This is a genomic window from Terrabacter ginsenosidimutans, from assembly GCF_039539425.1.
GTDB classification, from domain to species: Bacteria; Actinomycetota; Actinomycetes; order Actinomycetales; family Dermatophilaceae; genus Terrabacter; species Terrabacter ginsenosidimutans.
Window position 1 is genome coordinate 670274 of sequence record NZ_BAABDC010000002.1, and the last position, 14836, is coordinate 685109.

Annotated in this window: 13 protein-coding genes and 1 tRNA gene; 10 read left to right on the forward strand and 4 right to left on the reverse strand. The window is 71.6% G+C overall.

The features are described 5' to 3' along the window. Positions 1-173 precede the first annotated feature (173 nt). Positions 174-2945 carry a pyruvate dehydrogenase (acetyl-transferring), homodimeric type gene (gene aceE, locus ABD831_RS09120; protein WP_344944702.1) on the reverse strand — a complete coding sequence of 924 codons (2772 nt, stop codon included), beginning with the start codon at positions 2943-2945 and terminating at the stop codon, positions 174-176. Between the two features lie 332 nt (positions 2946-3277). Between aceE and ABD831_RS09125 the strand changes: the two genes are divergently transcribed. The 8 genes from ABD831_RS09125 to ABD831_RS09160 all read left to right on the forward strand — a co-directional run bounded on the left by ABD831_RS09125 (position 3278) and on the right by ABD831_RS09160 (position 8705). After that, a complete protein-coding gene (locus ABD831_RS09125; RefSeq protein WP_344944705.1) occupies positions 3278-3694 on the forward strand; it encodes a DUF3052 domain-containing protein in 417 nt (138 codons plus the stop codon). 101 nt (positions 3695-3795) lie between these two features. Beyond that, on the forward strand, positions 3796-4323 hold the full coding sequence (locus ABD831_RS09130; protein ID WP_142177572.1) for a redoxin domain-containing protein: 528 nt from the start codon (positions 3796-3798) through the stop codon (positions 4321-4323). A gap of 34 nt (positions 4324-4357) precedes the next feature. Next, positions 4358-4430, forward strand: a tRNA-Val gene (locus tag ABD831_RS09135). A 1-nt stretch (position 4431) separates the two neighbouring features. Then, the gene (locus ABD831_RS09140; RefSeq protein ID WP_344944709.1) at positions 4432-5334 is read left to right on the forward strand and encodes a Nif3-like dinuclear metal center hexameric protein; all 903 of its coding nucleotides are present in this window, start codon (positions 4432-4434) and stop codon (positions 5332-5334) included. Further along, positions 5262-6071: a zinc ribbon domain-containing protein gene (locus ABD831_RS09145; RefSeq protein ID WP_344944712.1), complete on the forward strand. Its 810-nt coding sequence runs from the start codon at positions 5262-5264 to the stop codon at positions 6069-6071. Before ABD831_RS09140 ends, ABD831_RS09145 begins: the two co-directional genes overlap by 73 nt. Before the next feature lie 7 nt (positions 6072-6078). Continuing rightward, positions 6079-7074 (forward strand): reverse transcriptase-like protein, encoded by a 996-nt coding sequence (locus ABD831_RS09150; protein WP_344944715.1) that lies wholly within the window; start codon positions 6079-6081, stop codon positions 7072-7074. A gap of 24 nt (positions 7075-7098) precedes the next feature. Then, on the forward strand, positions 7099-7512 hold the full coding sequence (locus ABD831_RS09155; protein ID WP_142177576.1) for a rhodanese-like domain-containing protein: 414 nt from the start codon (positions 7099-7101) through the stop codon (positions 7510-7512). Beyond that, positions 7509-8705, forward strand: a complete 1197-nt coding sequence (locus tag ABD831_RS09160; protein WP_344944720.1) for an O-succinylhomoserine sulfhydrylase — start codon at positions 7509-7511, stop codon at positions 8703-8705. Before ABD831_RS09155 ends, ABD831_RS09160 begins: the two co-directional genes overlap by 4 nt. A 59-nt stretch (positions 8706-8764) precedes the next feature. Here the strand turns inward: ABD831_RS09160 and ABD831_RS09165 are convergent, their stop codons facing one another. Both ABD831_RS09165 and ABD831_RS09170 read right to left on the reverse strand, forming a co-directional pair. Continuing rightward, entirely contained in the window at positions 8765-9859 is a 1095-nt protein-coding gene (locus ABD831_RS09165; protein WP_344944723.1) for an ArsB/NhaD family transporter, read from the reverse strand. 1 nt (position 9860) lies between these two features. Continuing rightward, a complete protein-coding gene (locus ABD831_RS09170; RefSeq protein WP_344944727.1) occupies positions 9861-10610 on the reverse strand; it encodes a YaaA family protein in 750 nt (249 codons plus the stop codon). 94 nt (positions 10611-10704) lie between these two features. Between ABD831_RS09170 and ABD831_RS09175 the strand changes: the two genes are divergently transcribed. After that, positions 10705-12141, forward strand: coding sequence for an RNB domain-containing ribonuclease (locus tag ABD831_RS09175; RefSeq protein WP_344944730.1), 1437 nt, complete (start codon positions 10705-10707; stop codon positions 12139-12141). 43 nt (positions 12142-12184) lie between these two features. On the opposite strand, the gene ABD831_RS09180 is transcribed toward ABD831_RS09175, so the two are convergent. Beyond that, complete coding sequence (locus ABD831_RS09180; RefSeq protein ID WP_344944733.1) at positions 12185-13012, reverse strand: RodZ family helix-turn-helix domain-containing protein; 828 nt, start codon at positions 13010-13012, stop codon at positions 12185-12187. A gap of 184 nt (positions 13013-13196) precedes the next feature. Here ABD831_RS09180 and ABD831_RS09185 point away from each other — a divergent pair, with 184 nt between their 5' ends. Then, positions 13197-14834, forward strand: a complete 1638-nt coding sequence (locus ABD831_RS09185; protein WP_344944736.1) for a peptide chain release factor 3 — start codon at positions 13197-13199, stop codon at positions 14832-14834. Positions 14835-14836 lie beyond the last annotated feature (2 nt).

The window sequence follows — 14836 nt, forward strand, 5'->3', positions numbered from 1 at the left end:
CCCTCACCGGAGACGCCGGCGCTCAGCGACGCCGGAGGCCTGCCGCGCCGCCGAGAGCAACCGACGCCGCCGAGAGCAACCGACGCCGCTGAGAGCGACCGGCGCCGGGTATGCCGTGTGGCCCGGCCCCTGGGCAGGGACCGGGCCACACGGCATACGTCAGCGGGGGAGCGTCAGCTCTCGCCGCCCGCGTTGCCGGACGTGCCGGCGGTGACGTCGTCGAGCCGGTACTTCTCGGCCGCACGACGCGGGACGTCGGCGTCGACCTTGCCGTCCTTGGCGAGCAGCTGCAGCGTCCGCACCGCGACCGAGGGGCCGTCGATGTGGAAGAAGCGACGCGCCGCCGGGCGGGTGTCGGAGAAGCCGAAGCCGTCGGCTCCGAGCGAGGCGTAGCGGCCGGGGACCCACTCGCGGATCTGGTCCTGGACGGCCCGCATGTAGTCGGACACGGCCACGACCGGACCCTCGGTGCCCTCGAGGCACTGGGTGACCCACGGCTTGATCGGCGGGCCCTCGGGCTTGAGGAAGTCCTGCTCGTCGGCGGCGAGGCCGTCACGACGCAGCTCGTTCCACGAGGTCACCGACCACACGTCGGCGGCCACGCCCCAGTCGTCGGCGAGCAGCTGCTGGGCCTCGAGCGCCCACGGCACACCGACGCCCGAGCCGAGGATCTGGGCGCGCGGAGCCTCGTGCGTCCAGCCTTCGGTGTTCGCCGCGGAGATCCGGTGCATGCCGCGCAGGATGCCCTCGACGTCGACGTCGTCCGGCTCCTTCGGCTGCTGGATCGGCTCGTTGTAGACGGTGAGGTAGTAGATGACGTTCGACTCCTCGGGCGTCCTGCCCTCGCCGTACATCCGCTTGAGGCCGTCCTGCATGATGTGCGCGATCTCGTAGCCGTAGGCCGGGTCGTAGTGCACGACCGCCGGGTTCGTCGCCGCGAGGAGCGGGCTGTGGCCGTCGGCGTGCTGCAGGCCCTCACCGGTCAGCGTCGTGCGACCGGCCGTGGCGCCGATGAGGAAGCCGCGCGTCATCTGGTCGGCGGCCGCCCAGATCGAGTCGCCCGTGCGCTGAAAGCCGAACATCGAGTAGAAGACGTAGATCGGGATCATCGGCTTGCCGTGCGTCGCGTAGGACGTGCCGGCCGCCGTGAACGCCGCGAGCGAACCTGCCTCGTTGATGCCGAGGTGCAGGATCTGACCGGACACGTTCTCGCGGTAGGCGAGCATCAGCTCGGCGTCGACCGGCGTGTAGTTCTGCCCGTTGGGGTTGTAGATCTTGATCGTCGGGAAGAACGCGTCCATGCCGAACGTGCGCGCCTCGTCGGGGATGATCGGCACGATGCGCGGGCCGAACTCCTTGTCGCGCAGCAGGTCCTTGAGCAGTCGGACGAACGCCATCGTCGTGGCGACCTCCTGCTTGCCCGAGCCCTTCTTGACCTGGGCGTAGGCCTCGTCGCCGGGGAGCTTGACCGGCTCGAAGTCGACCCGGCGGCTCGGCAGCGTGCCGCCGAGCTTCTGGCGACGGTCGACCGAGTACTTGATGACCTCGCTGTCGGCGCCCGGGTGGTAGTAGGGCGGCTGGTACGGGTTGGCCTCGAGCTGCTCGTCGGTGATCGGGATGCGAAGGCTGTCGCGGAAGGCCTTGAGGTCGTCCAGCGTCATCTTCTTCATCTGGTGCGTGGCGTTGCGGCCGGCGAAGTGCGAGCCGAGGCCGTAGCCCTTGATCGTCTTGGCGAGGATGACGGTCGGCTGGCCGGTGTGCTCGCGCGCTGCCTTGTAGGCCGCGTAAACCTTGCGGTAGTCGTGACCGCCGCGCTTGAGGTCCCACCAGACCTGCTCGTCGCTCCAGCCCTCGACCATCTTGGCCGTGCGCGGGTCCCGACCGAAGAAGTGGTCGCGGACGTACTTGCCGTCGTTGGCGCGGAAGGTCTGGTAGTCGCCGTCGCTCGTCTGGTTCATGATGTGCACGAGCGCACCGTCGCGGTCGGCGGCGAGCAGCGGGTCCCACCCACGGCCCCACACGACCTTGATGACGTTCCAGCCGGCGCCGCGGAAGAACGCCTCGAGCTCCTGGATGATCTTGCCGTTGCCGCGCACCGGGCCGTCGAGACGCTGCAGGTTGCAGTTGATGACGAAGTTGAGGTTGTCGAGCTCCTCGTTGGCCGCGAGCTGCAGCAGGCCGCGCGACTCGGGCTCGTCCATCTCGCCGTCGCCGAGGAAGGCCCAGACGTCCTGCTGGCTCGTGTCCTTGATGCCGCGGTTGTGGAGGTACTTGTTGAACTGCGCCTGGTAGATCGCGTTCATCGGGCCGATGCCCATCGACACCGTCGGGAACTCCCAGTAGTTGGGGAGCAGCCGCGGGTGCGGGTAGGACGGGACGGCCTCGACCTTGCCGTCGACGAGGTGGCTCTTCTCCTGGCGGAAGCCGTCGAGCTGCGCCTCGGTCAGGTGCCCCTCGAGGAAGCTGCGGGCGTACATGCCGGGGGAGGCGTGGCCCTGGAAGTAGATCTGGTCGCCGCCGCCGGGGTGGTCCTTGCCGCGGAAGAAGTGGTTCATGCCCACCTCGTAGAGCGTCGCGGCCGAGGCATACGTCGAGATGTGGCCACCGACACCGATGCCGGGGCGCTGGGCGCGGTGCACCATGATCGCGGCGTTCCAGCGGATGTAGCGGCGCATCTCCCGCTCGACGTCCTCGTCGCCGGGGAACCACGGCTCGCGCTCCGGCGGGATCGTGTTGATGTAGTCGGTCGCCGTCAGGGACGGGACACCGACCTGCTGCTGCCGCGCACGCTCGATGAGCTTGAGCATGATGTAGCGCGCACGCGTCCGGCCCTTCTCGTCGAGGACGGCGTCGAGCGAGTCGATCCACTCCTGCGTCTCGTCCGGGTCGATGTCCGGGAGCTGACTGGGGATGCCGTTGAGGATCGGTCCGGCCTCGGATGCCACGTCGTGGGTCCTTTCTCGTCGCGAGGCGGCGCCCGCGGCCGGTCGGCCACGGCGCTGCACCACCATCCTCTACCCAAGGGTGGCGCCCGTCACAACTGGGTCCGCCAGCTGGGGCGTGGTCCTACCCGTCGCGTGACCTCCGTGGTGGTATGCCGTTCGCTCCCTCGGCCCCGCCGGGCGCGGCGTGGCCGGTTGTCCCGGACGAAGCCCGCCTTGCGCGATAGCGTCGGAGCCGATGCACTGATGTCGTGGCACCCTTGCCGCGACCCGGGTCACGCGTACGACAAGACTGACCCACCCCCAGCGCACGACGATCGAGAGGACCGGTGACAGTGAGCGAGACCGCGGCAGCGGCGTCCTTCAGCAAGCTCGGATTTGCCAAGGGGCAGGTCATCCAGGAGTTCGGCTATGACGACGACGTCGACGACGACCTGCGGTTCGGGCTCGAGGACGTCATCGGGACCGAGCTCGAGGACGAGGACTTCAACGACGGCGCGGACGGGGTGCTGCTCTGGTACCGCGACGGCGACGACGACCTCGTCGACCTCATGGTCGACGGGTTGACGAAGCTCTTCGACCAGGGCTTCATCGTGCTGCTGACGCCCAAGGCCGGACGTGCCGGACACGTCGATGCCAGTGTCGTCGAGGAGGCCGCCTCGACCGCGGGACTGACGACCGGCGGTCAGGTCAACGTGGCCGCCGAGTGGGCGGCGACGCGCCTCATGCCGCCCAAGGGCCCCCGCCGCTGACCCTTTCGTCACACCCTGACCTGCTCCCCGGGCCGCCCGTCGGCGGTGCGGTTGTCCAGGGTGGGCGCGGTGGGTGGCGCGGTGGTGTCACACTGGCCCGCATGACGAACGCGTACCCCAGCGAGTCGCCGGTCCGGACGTCCGCCCCGCTCAAGGTCGGCGACGTGGCCCCGGACTTCACGCTCGTGGACCAGTACGGCGTCGACGTCAGCCTGTCGGCGGTGCGCGACCTCAAGAACGCGGTCGTCGTCTTCTATCCCGCCGCGTTCTCGGGCATCTGCCGTGGCGAGCTGCGCGAGATCCGTGACGGGCTCGAGGACTTCCAGGACGGGGACATCCAGATCTTCGCGGTCTCGTGCGACTCGATGTACACCCTGCGTGCGTGGGCCGACGCCGAGGGCCACTTCTTCCCGCTGCTGTCCGACTTCTGGCCGCACGGCGAGGTGGCCCGACGCTACGGGGTGCTCGACGACGAGGACGGCTTCGCGCTGCGCGGGACGTTCCTGATCGACCGGTCCGGGCGCATCGCCTGGTCCGAGGTGCGTGGCATCGGCCAGGGGCGCGACTTCAAGGCCTACCGCGAGGCGCTCGCGACGCTCCGCGCGAGCCAGCGTGATGCCGTAGGCTGACCGCCGCCTGCCGGTGATGCCGGCGGTGCGTGAGGGGCCTGTAGCTCAGTTGGTAGAGCACCGCGTTTACACCGCGGGTGTCGTCGGTTCGAGCCCGGCCGGGCCCACGTGGACGACCCCGCACCCGACCTCAGCCCCGACCTGTCGCTGCGCGACGTCGTCGCGGCGCTCGAGTCGCTCTACCCCCTCGAGAGCGCAGCAGAATGGGACCGTGTCGGCCTCGTGACGGGTGACCTCGACCAGCCGGTGCGCCGCGTCCTCTTCGCGCTCGACCCGACCCTCGCCGTCATCGACGAGGCACGCGAGTGGGGCGCCGACCTGCTCGTGACCCATCACCCGTTGCTGCTGCGCGGGGTGCACTCCGTGGCCACGTCGTCGGCCAAGGGAGCCTCGGTCACGGCGCTCGTCCGCGCCGGTGTCGCGCTGTGGGTCGGGCACACGAACGCCGACGTGGCCGACCCCGGCGTCTCGACCGTCCTCGCCGACGCCCTGGGCCTCGACGACCAGCGCCCGCTGTCGAGCGAGGGGTCGTATGCCGTGGGGCGGGTGGGTCGGCTCGCAGCCCCCGTGAGCCTGGCCGAGTTCGCGGACGTCGTGGCCGCGGTTCTGCCCGACACCGCCGGAGGGATCCGCGTCAGCGGTGACCCCGACGGCGCCGTGAGGACCGTTGCCGTGATGGGCGGCTCGGGCGACGACCGCTTCGACGACGTGCGCGCCTGTGGCGCCGACGTCTACGTGACCGCCGACCTGCGCCACCACCCGGTGCTCGAGGCGCGCGAGGAGGCACGCGGGGGTCGCCCGTACCTCGTCGACGCCGGCCACTGGGCCACCGAGTCCCTCTGGCTGCAGAGTGGTCGCGAGCGGCTGCTGTCGGCGCTGGGGGAGACTCTCGGAGCCACTAGGGTCGAGACCAGAGTCTCAACCATCCGCACCGAGCCGTGGACGTTCGTCGTCGGTGCGAACGCTGCGCGGGCCGACCGCGCAGCTCCCGATACCGGAGGTGTGCCCTGAAAGCCGACCCGTCCCGCCAGTGGCGCCTGCTCGACCTGCAGGCCATCGACACGCGTCTCGACCAGATCACCCACGCCAAGGCGACGCTGCCCCAGACCCCCGCGGTCGAGGCGGCTCGCCACGAGCTCGGCGCGCTCGAGACGGAGATCGTCAACGTCCGGACGGCGGCCGGTGACGTCCAGCGCGAGCTGACGAAGTCGGACCAGGACGTCCAGCTCGTGCGCGACCGCGCGGCGCGCAACCAGTCGCGGCTCGATGCCGGTCAGGGCAGCGCCAAGGACCTCCAGGCGCTCCAGCACGAGCTGACGTCGCTCGCGCGGCGCCAGGCCGAGCTCGAGGACGTCGAGCTCGAGGTCATGGAGCGCTCCGAGTCCCTGACGGCCCGCGTCACCGAGCTCGAGGCCCGCCGTGCCGAGCTCGTCACGCGCCTGGAGACCCTCGAGTCCGATCGGGACGCCGCCGTCGCGAAGCTCGATGCGGAGGCCGAGCAGGTCGGCTCCGGGCGAGCCGACATCGTCGCCGGCGTCGGTGAGGACCTCATCGCGCTCTACGAGAAGATCCGGGCCAGCAGCGGCGGCATGGCCGCAGCGGAGCTGCGCCACCGTCGGTGCGGTGGTTGCCGCCTCGAGCTCGGCAACGTCGACCTCGCCCGTATCCGCAACGCCCCCGAGGACGAGGTGGTGCGCTGCGAGGAGTGCCGCCGCATCATGATCCGCACGGGCGAGTCCGGCCTGTGAGCCGTTGGTGAAGCCGGCGTCCCGGGGCTCGGGTCGCCGCCTGGTCATCGAGGCCGACGGCGGCTCCAGGGGCAACCCGGGTGTCGCGGGCTACGGCGCACTCGTCCGTGACCCCTCGACGGGTTCCGTCCTCGTCGAGCTCGCCGAACCCCTCGGCCAGGCGAGCAACAACGTCGCCGAGTACTCCGGCCTGCTCGCGGGCCTGCGAGCCGTGCTCGACCTCGACCCCGGCGCCGACGTGCGCGTGAAGATGGACTCCAAGCTCGTCGTCGAGCAGATGTCGGGCCGCTGGAAGATCAAGCACGAGGACATGCGCCGCCTCGCCCTCGAGGCGCGCGACCTCTGTGCCGAGATCTCCGACGCCGGCGGCAGCGTCGACTTCGAGTGGATCCCTCGCGAGAAGAACAAGGACGCCGACGCCCTGAGCAACGACGCGATGGACGGCCGGAGCGTGCACCGGATCCTCACCGCCCCGGACGCGTCCGGTGCGGGCGCAGACCAGGGCGCCGCTCCGGCTCCCCCCGCAGTGACGACGGCGGACGCAGCGTCACCAGGGAGCGGGCGCCCGCTGCGGCTGCTGCTCGTGCAGGCGCCGCTCGACGCCGACGCCGCCCCGCGGATCGTCGCAGCCGTGCGTCGTCTCGTCACGTCGGCCGCTGTCGTCGGCGCCGATGACGCGGTGTCCGCCCGGCTCGCGACCGACCTCGCCGAGGCCCTCGACACGGACGCTGCCACGTCGTCCGACTGGTCCGGACAGGCGCCCGGTGAGGGCGCCGACGCGACGGTGCAGACGGCATACCACTCGCTCGTCGCCGCAGGCGGCACCGTCGTCGCGGTGACGAGTCGCCGCGGGGTGCTGTCGGTGCTCAGCGACGTGCTCGCCACCCCGGCCGAGCGCTTCTGGGCGCTCGCAACGGCACCGGGCAGCCTGACCGCCGTCGAGGTCTGGGAGGACGGGTCCGCGTCGGTGGCTTTCACCAATCGGACTGCTCATCTCGCCTGACGGACGCTGTGCGATATTCGGTCCATGAGCTATGCCGGTGACGTGACCCCCGAGCAGGCCTGGTCGGTCCTGCACGACGAGCCCGGTGCGGTGCTCGTCGACGTGCGCACGAGGGCGGAGTGGTCCTACGTCGGGCTGCCCGACCTCAGCGCCACCGGCAAGGACGTCGTCCTCGTCGAGTGGCAGCGCTACCCCGACGGCGCCGTCAACGCCGGCTTCACCGCCGAGCTCGAGGCTGCCGGTGTCCCCAAGGACGCCCCGGTCTTCTTCCTCTGCCGCTCCGGTGTGCGCTCCGTCGCCGCCGCCGAGGCCGCGACACGGGACGGGTGGACGCGTTCGCACAACGTGCTCGACGGGTTCGAGGGTCCGCACGACGACCAGCGTCACCGCTCGGTCGCCGGGTGGAAGGTCGCGGGCCTGCCGTGGGTGCAGGGATGAGCGGCTCCGACGTGACCGACCCGACCGACACCTGGCGCCCCGACACCCTCGCCGTGCGGGCAGGCTTGTCCCGCAGCGGGTTCGAAGAGACGTCCGAGGCGATCTACCTGACCTCCGGCTTCGTGTACGACACCGCGGAGGACGCCGAGGCGGCCTTCAAGGGCGACGTCGACCGCTTCGTCTACTCCCGCTACGGCAACCCCACCGTCACGATGTTCGAGGAGCGCCTGCGCCAGATCGAGGGCGCCGAGGCGTGCTTCGCCACCGGCTCCGGCATGTCTGCCGTCTTCGTCGCTCTCGCGGCGCTGCTCGGGCAGGGGGACCGCGTCGTCTCCTCACGCGCACTCTTCGGCTCGTGCTTCGTCATCCTCGACGAGATCCTGCCCCGCTGGGGCGTCGAGACGGTCTTCGTCGACGGCGCCGACCTCGACCAGTGGCGCGACGCGCTAGCCGAGCCGACGACGGCCGTCTTCTTCGAGACGCCGAGCAACCCGATGCAGGAGCTCGTCGACATCGAGGCCGTGGCGGACCTGGCGCACGACGCCGGCGCCAAGGTCGTCGTCGACAACGTCTTCGGCACGCCGATCTTCTCCAAGCCGCTCGACCTCGGGGCCGACATCGTCGTCTACTCCGCGACGAAGCACATCGACGGGCAGGGCCGCACCCTCGGGGGCGCTGTGCTGGGCCCGAAGGAGTTCATCGACGGACCGGTCCAGAACCTCATGCGCCACACCGGCCCGTCGATGTCGCCGTTCAACGCGTGGGTGCTCCTCAAGGGTCTCGAGACGTTGTCGCTGCGTGTCGAGCGGATGGCCCAGAGCGCCGTCGAGGTGGCCCGGTTCCTCGAGTCGCACCCGAAGGTCACGCGCGTCGTGCACCCCTTCCTCGAGTCGCACCCGCAGCACGAGCTCGCCAAGCGCCAGATGAGCGCCGCGGGCACGGTCGTCACCTTCGAGCTCGACGGCGGCAAGGACGAGGCGTTCACGCTCATGAACGCCCTGCAGGTCATCGACATCTCCAACAACCTCGGCGACTCGAAGTCATTGATCACCCACCCTGCGACGACGACGCACCGGCGTCTCGCGCCCGAGGCCCGGGCCGCGGTCGGGATCACCGACGGCGTGCTGCGGGTCTCGGTCGGGCTCGAGGACGTGCGCGACCTCGTCGACGACCTGCGCCGCGCCCTGGGCTGACCCGGCCCTCGGCACGCCTCCGGCCGCGGGGCACCCGAGCGTCGGGTCCCCGGCCGCCGTCAGGTCGTCGCGGCCAGGGTCAGGGTCGCCGCCGCCACGACCGTGACCGCGCACAGGGCCCCGGTCCGTGCGATGCGGCCGGCGTCGACGGTCAGCCCCGCCGAGCGGCAGCGCGAGGCCCAGAGGAGCGTCGCGACCGAGCCCCACATCGTGACGATCGGGCCGGCGTTGACGCCGATGAGCAGTGCGGCGAGCCTGGCCGGTGAGTCCGTCACGGCCGGCTCGAGCGCCAGGTAGGCCGGCAGGTTGTTGATGCCGTTCGAGGCGAGGACGCCGAGGCCGCTGACCCGGAGGAGGTCCGCCACCCCGCCGCCGTTGCCGACGACGGTGCGCAGCCACGACTCGAGCCCGAGCCGCAGCGCCGCGTCGATGACGAGGAAGAGCACGCAGATCCCCATCACGGTGAGCCACGGCACCTTGATGCGTCGCAGCAGCTCCGGGGCGCGCCAGTAGGTCGCCACGACGAGGAGGCCGGCCGCGGGGAGGGAGGCCAGCGCCGGCTGGATCCCGATGACGAACGCCGGGGCGAGGACGATGCAGACTCCTGCCGTGATCTGCATGAGCAGGCGGTCGTGCGGCTCGGCCGGGGGAGGCGTCTCGTAGGTGCTGCGCAGGTCGCGCCGGTGCAGCAGCCAGAGCACGGCCACCGTGACGACGATGGCGGCGAGGGCAGGCAGAGCCATCAGCTTGATGTAGCCGAGCGTGCCGACCCCGAGCGCCGAGAACGGGTGCAGCGCAAGCAGGTTCGTCAGGTTCGAGACCGGGAGCAGGAGCGACGCCGTGTTGGCCAACCACAGGGTCGTCATCGCGAACGGCAGTGGAGGAGCGCCGACCTGGCGGGCGACGACGATGGCCACGGGCGTCAGCAGCACCGCAGTCGTGTCGAGGCTGAGCACCACGGTGCACACGACCGCGAGCCCCACGATGAGCAGCCACAGCACGATGACCCGCCCTCGTGCCAGCCGCGCGGCGTGGTGCGCCAGGACGTCGAAGAGCCCGGACAGGTCGCAGATCTCGGCCACGACGGTGATCGCGACGAGAAAGACGAGGATCGGTGCGACGCGCTCGACGAGCTGGGTGAGGTCGAAGAGCACGTCAGGCCCTCGGCGTCGTGGCCAGCAGCCACGGCCGGCCTGCGCGGGGCGGCGGAGTGAGCTCGACCTGGAAGCGTTCGGACAGCCGCTCGGCGAGCGCCTGCGGAGTGCGCGGGGCCTCGGCCTGCACGAGCTCGCGCGTCACGAGTCCGCGGGTGTGCTTGGCCATGTGGGAGGCGCCGGGGACGGTGACGTGCACCCAGCGCTCGGCGCGGTCGCCCGTGGGACGCCACAGGCCGGCATACGTGCTCGACCGGCAGTCGACGACGAGCTCGCGCGGCTTCACGGCGGCATCGAGCGCAGTGGACAGCTCCCTTCGCCACTCGTGCGACAGGTAGCCGATCCCCGGGAGCGTGCTGCAGACGTTGACGCGGTAGGCCGGCACCCGGTCTCCGAGGCGCAACGCACCGAAGAGCGCGGACACGACGACGACCCAGCGGTTGGCTCGGCGCTTCGACGCCGCGTCGAGAGAGTCGACGTCGAGGGCCTGGTAGAGCACCCCGGTGTAGACGTGGGACGCCGTCGCCGTGGGCGCGGTCTGGAGGCGGGTGTTGCGCTCGATCTCGGCGACGAGGTTGGGGTTGACCTCGAGGACCGCGGCGGCGTCCGGCTCGCCGCTCACCCTCGCGACCGTCTCGATGACCGACTCGCGCAGGGGCGTCAGCTCCGGGAAGGAGAGGGCGCCGAGGTCGAGCGACCGTCCCCGCCGGGGGGTCGTCTTCCCCTCGGACGGCGGGAGCAGGATGAGCACGGGGGTCAGCCTAGGCACACGGCCCAGTGATGTCTCATCCGTCCGCGTGTCGCGGCGGCCGCCCCCTCGGCGACGCGATGCGTAGGGTGGCGCCATGGCCCAGCGACACATCGTCTTCCGCCCGGCGACGCAGCCCGGCGACGTGGCACAGCAGCTCGCCGCCCGTTTCGAGGCGGTCCGCCGCGAGTTCGAGGTGGCGGACGAGTTCCCGCCTGCCGTGCTCGCCGAGGCCGCTGCTGCCGCAGGCGCTGCGAGCCTGCCCGAGCGGGACGAGACGGACATCCCGTTCATCACCATCGACCCGCCGACGTCGATGGACCTCGACCAGGCCATGTCGATCGAGCGGCAGGGTGACGGCTACCGCGTGCGCTATGCCATCGCCGACGTGCCGGCCTTCGTCCGTGCGGGGGGCGCGGTCGACGCCGAGGCCCGGCGACGCGGCCAGACGGTCTACTGCCCCGACGAGCGCGTCCAGCTCCACCCCACCGCGCTGAGCGAGGGCGCCGCGAGCCTGTTGCCCGACCAGGTGCGGCCGGCCTTCGTCTGGGACATCACGCTCGCCGCCGACGGTGAGGGCACCGCGGTCGAGGTCCACCGGGCCATGGTGCGCAGCGTCCGGCGCTACGACTACGAACAGGTGCAGAAGGAGGTCGACGCCGGCACGGCGGAGGAGTGCCTGAAGCTGCTCAAAGAGGTCGGCGAGAAGCGCGTCGAGCTCGAGCGCAGGCGCGGCGGCGCCACGTTGCCGATGCCGGAGCAGGAGGTGGAGGAGGACGAGAAGGGGGAGTTCCGCATCTCGTTCCGCCCGATGCTGGCCGCCGAGGACTGGAACGCGCAGATCTCCCTGCTGACCGGCATGGGCGCAGCGGACCTCATGCTCAAGGGCGCGGTGGGCATCCTGCGCACGATGCCGCCGCCCGACCCGCGCGACCTGGCGCGCTTCCGTCGTCAGGCGGCCGCTGCCGGGGTGTCCTGGCCGGAGGGCCTCGCCTACGGCGAGTTCCTCCGAACCCTCGACCGGGCGGACCCGCGCCACCTCGCGCTCATCCACGAGGCGACCTCGCTCTTCCGCGGTGCCGGCTACACGCCGTTCGACGGCGCTGCCCCCGACCAGCCGCTGCACTCTGCGGTGGCCAACCCCTACGCCCACGTGACGGCGCCGCTGAGGCGGCTCGTCGATCGCTTCGGCCTCGTCGTGTGCGAGTCGTTGTCCGCCGGCCGGGAGGTGCCCGCCTGGGTGCGCGAGGCCCTGCCGACGCTGCCCGAGATCATGTCGACGTCCGACCGCCGCACCAACGGTGTCGAGCGGGCGTGCACCGATGCCGTCGAGGCGGCCGAGCTGCACCCCCACGTCGGCGGCACGCTCGAAGCGGTCGTCGTCGACGAGAACGAGAAGGGCGTCGTCGTCCAGCTCATCGAGCTCGCCGTGGTCGCCAAGGCGGCCGGCAGGGCCCGGGCCGGCGACACGGTCACGGTGCGGGTCGATGCGGCGGAGGTGTCGACGGGCACGATCACGCTGACCATCGTCTGAGCCGCTCCGGCTCTCGGCGCTTCGTGGGGCGTATGCCGTGTTCCTACGGAGCGCTCGGGGTCGGGCTGGACGCCGTTCCGCCGTCGGCGGGTGGGGTCGCCGTGCCAGCGTCTCCCGGTGTCACGGGAGACGCGGGTGTCGGCGTCCCCGTGGCGGTCGGCGTGGCCACGCGTGGCGACTCCGGGGCCGTCGAGGCGTCGCCCCCCGTCGTCTGCTGCGCTGCCGGAGTCGTGGCCGAGGGGCTGGGCGCCGAACCCGTCGACACGGAGGATCCCGCCGAGCCGGTGACGCCACGGTCCTGCTGGGCCTGCTGGGCGGGGGAGTCCACGACGGCCCCGGCCGACGTGCGACCACCGAGCTGCGTCCCGGTCACCTGGGCGCCGGTGGTCAGCTGCACCCCGGTGAGGAAGGCTGCAGCGATGGCGAAGACCGCCGCGGTCGTGGCGAGGACCCGTCGCGTCGTCGCGCGGTCGGGACGGCGCCACCAGCTCTCGCGGACGAGCTCCACCTTCACGGCGTCGGCGTCGGCGCCGGCGCCAGCGCCGGTGTCCATGGTGTCGACGCCGTCGATGCCGTCGACACTGCGGCGGGACCGCACGAGCACCACGGCGTCCTTCGCCCGGGCCATGGAGCTCGTGTAGATGCTGGCTGCGATGGCGGAGACCACACTGAGCACGGCAGCGCCGGCGATGGTGCCGACGACGCCGAGGCGCGAGCCGAGGGCCGCCGCGGTGGCAGCAGCCATGGAGCCGCCGAGCAGCTGGGTCAGGGAGAGGTCGAGCAGCTTCGCTCTGGGTCGTGCCGAGGGCTCCGGCTCCGGGGCCGTGGAGGGTCGCGTGTCGGGCAGGTCGTCGGTCAGCTGTTCCGTCATGTTCCTGAGGGGTCTGTTGCGGTCGTCTTCTCCCATGCACGACGAACGGGAGCCTCCGATCGTTGACGCTGCGCCGGGGGTGTGACTCGGCTCACGCCGGCTCGTGTCCACCGGCGACCAGCGAGCGCCGATGCGGAGGTTCGGCCCCACCGGTGACAGACTCGGGGGCGATCACTGGAGGACCATGGACGCCATCGCACTGCCCGACCGCGAGATCGCGGACCGCCGAGACCCCGGCGGTGCGGACCACCACAAGGGAGCGGTCGCCCACGAGGCGGCGCGCCGCCGCACCTTCGCCGTCATCTCGCACCCCGACGCCGGCAAGTCGACCCTGACCGAGGCGCTCGCCCTGCACGCCCGAGCCATCGGCGAGGCCGGCGCCGTTCACGGCAAGGGCAACCGCCGCGGCGTCGTCTCGGACTGGATGGAGATGGAGAAGGACCGAGGCATCTCGATCACGTCCGCCGTGCTGCAGTTCGCCTACGACGGCACCGTCGTCAACCTTCTCGACACACCGGGTCACGCCGACTTCTCCGAGGACACCTACCGGGTGCTCGCGGCGGTCGACGCCGCCGTCATGCTCGTCGACGCGGCCAAGGGCATCGAGCCCCAGACCTTCAAGCTCTTCGAGGTGTGCCGCGCCCGCGGCGTGCCCGTCATCACCGTCGTCAACAAGTGGGACCGCCCGGGCCTCGACGCGCTCGCGATCATGGACGAGCTGACCACGCGGATCGACCTGCACCCGATGCCCCTGACCTGGCCGGTCGGGGTCGCGGGTGACTTCCACGGGGTGCTCGACAGCGCCACCGGCGAGTTCGTCCAGTTCACCCGGACGCCCGGCGGCGCCACCGAGGCCATCACGACGCGTATGAGCAGCGACGAGGCCGAGCAGCTGCTCGGCTCCACGTGGACCGACGCGGTCGAGGAGTTCGACCTGCTGCGGTCCTCCGGTCACGACTACGACCACGAGCTCTTCCTCTCGGGCGCGGCCTCGCCCGTCCTCTTCGGCTCGGCGGTGCTCAACTTCGGCGTGCGCCAGCTGCTTGACACGCTCGTGGCGCTCGCGCCGGCTCCTGGTGCTCGCCCGGACCGGACCGGCGCCCCCCGCGCCGTGGCCGCGCCGTTCTCCGGCTTCGTCTTCAAGATCCAGGCGGGCATGGACCGCGCCCACCGTGACCGGCTCGCGTTCGTACGGGTCTGCTCGGGACGCTTCAGCCGTGGGATGGTCGTCACGCACGCCGACACCGGGCGTCCCTTCACGACGAAGTACGCGCAGAGCGTGTTCGGCCGGGACCGGTCCACCGTCGAGGAGGCGTTCCCCGGCGACGTCATCGGCCTCGTCAACGCCAACGCCCTCCGCGTCGGTGACACGCTCTACGCCGACGAGAAGGTGGCGTTCCCGCGGATCCCGCTCTTCGCCCCCGAGCACTTCGCCGTCGCCCGCGCCGCCGTCACCGGCAAGCAGAAGCAGTTCCGTCGCGGGATCGAGCAGCTCGGCGAGGAGGGCGTCGTGCAGGTCCTGCACTCCGACCGTCGCGGCGCCCAGGCGCCGGTGCTGGCCGCTGTCGGTCCCATGCAGTTCGACGTCGCGCAGCACCGGATGGAGCACGAGTTCGGCTCGGCGATCCGGCTGGAGCCGCTGGGCTACTCGGTCGCGCGGGCCGTGACGGCCGCCGCGATGCCGATCGTCGACAGCCGCCCCGGAGCCGAGACCCTGACGCGCGCGGACGGGCTGCACCTGGCGGTCTTCGTCGACAAGTGGCGCCTCGCCTCGGTGGAGAAGGACCTCCCCGTCGGTTCCCTCACGCCGATCTTCGGCTGACG

Excerpts from the sequence above, each read along its gene's own strand:
- ABD831_RS09155 (WP_142177576.1), top strand. The coding sequence starts at position 7,099 with ATGAGCTATGCCGGTGACGTGACCCCCGAGCAGGCCTGGTCGGTCCTG.
- ABD831_RS09180 (WP_344944733.1), bottom strand. The coding sequence starts at position 13,012 with ATGACGGAACAGCTGACCGACGACCTGCCCGACACGCGACCCTCCACG.
- ABD831_RS09130 (WP_142177572.1), top strand. The coding sequence starts at position 3,796 with ATGACGAACGCGTACCCCAGCGAGTCGCCGGTCCGGACGTCCGCCCCG.
- ABD831_RS09160 (WP_344944720.1), top strand. The coding sequence starts at position 7,509 with ATGAGCGGCTCCGACGTGACCGACCCGACCGACACCTGGCGCCCCGAC.
- ABD831_RS09175 (WP_344944730.1), top strand. The coding sequence starts at position 10,705 with ATGGCCCAGCGACACATCGTCTTCCGCCCGGCGACGCAGCCCGGCGAC.
- ABD831_RS09185 (WP_344944736.1), top strand. The coding sequence starts at position 13,197 with ATGGACGCCATCGCACTGCCCGACCGCGAGATCGCGGACCGCCGAGAC.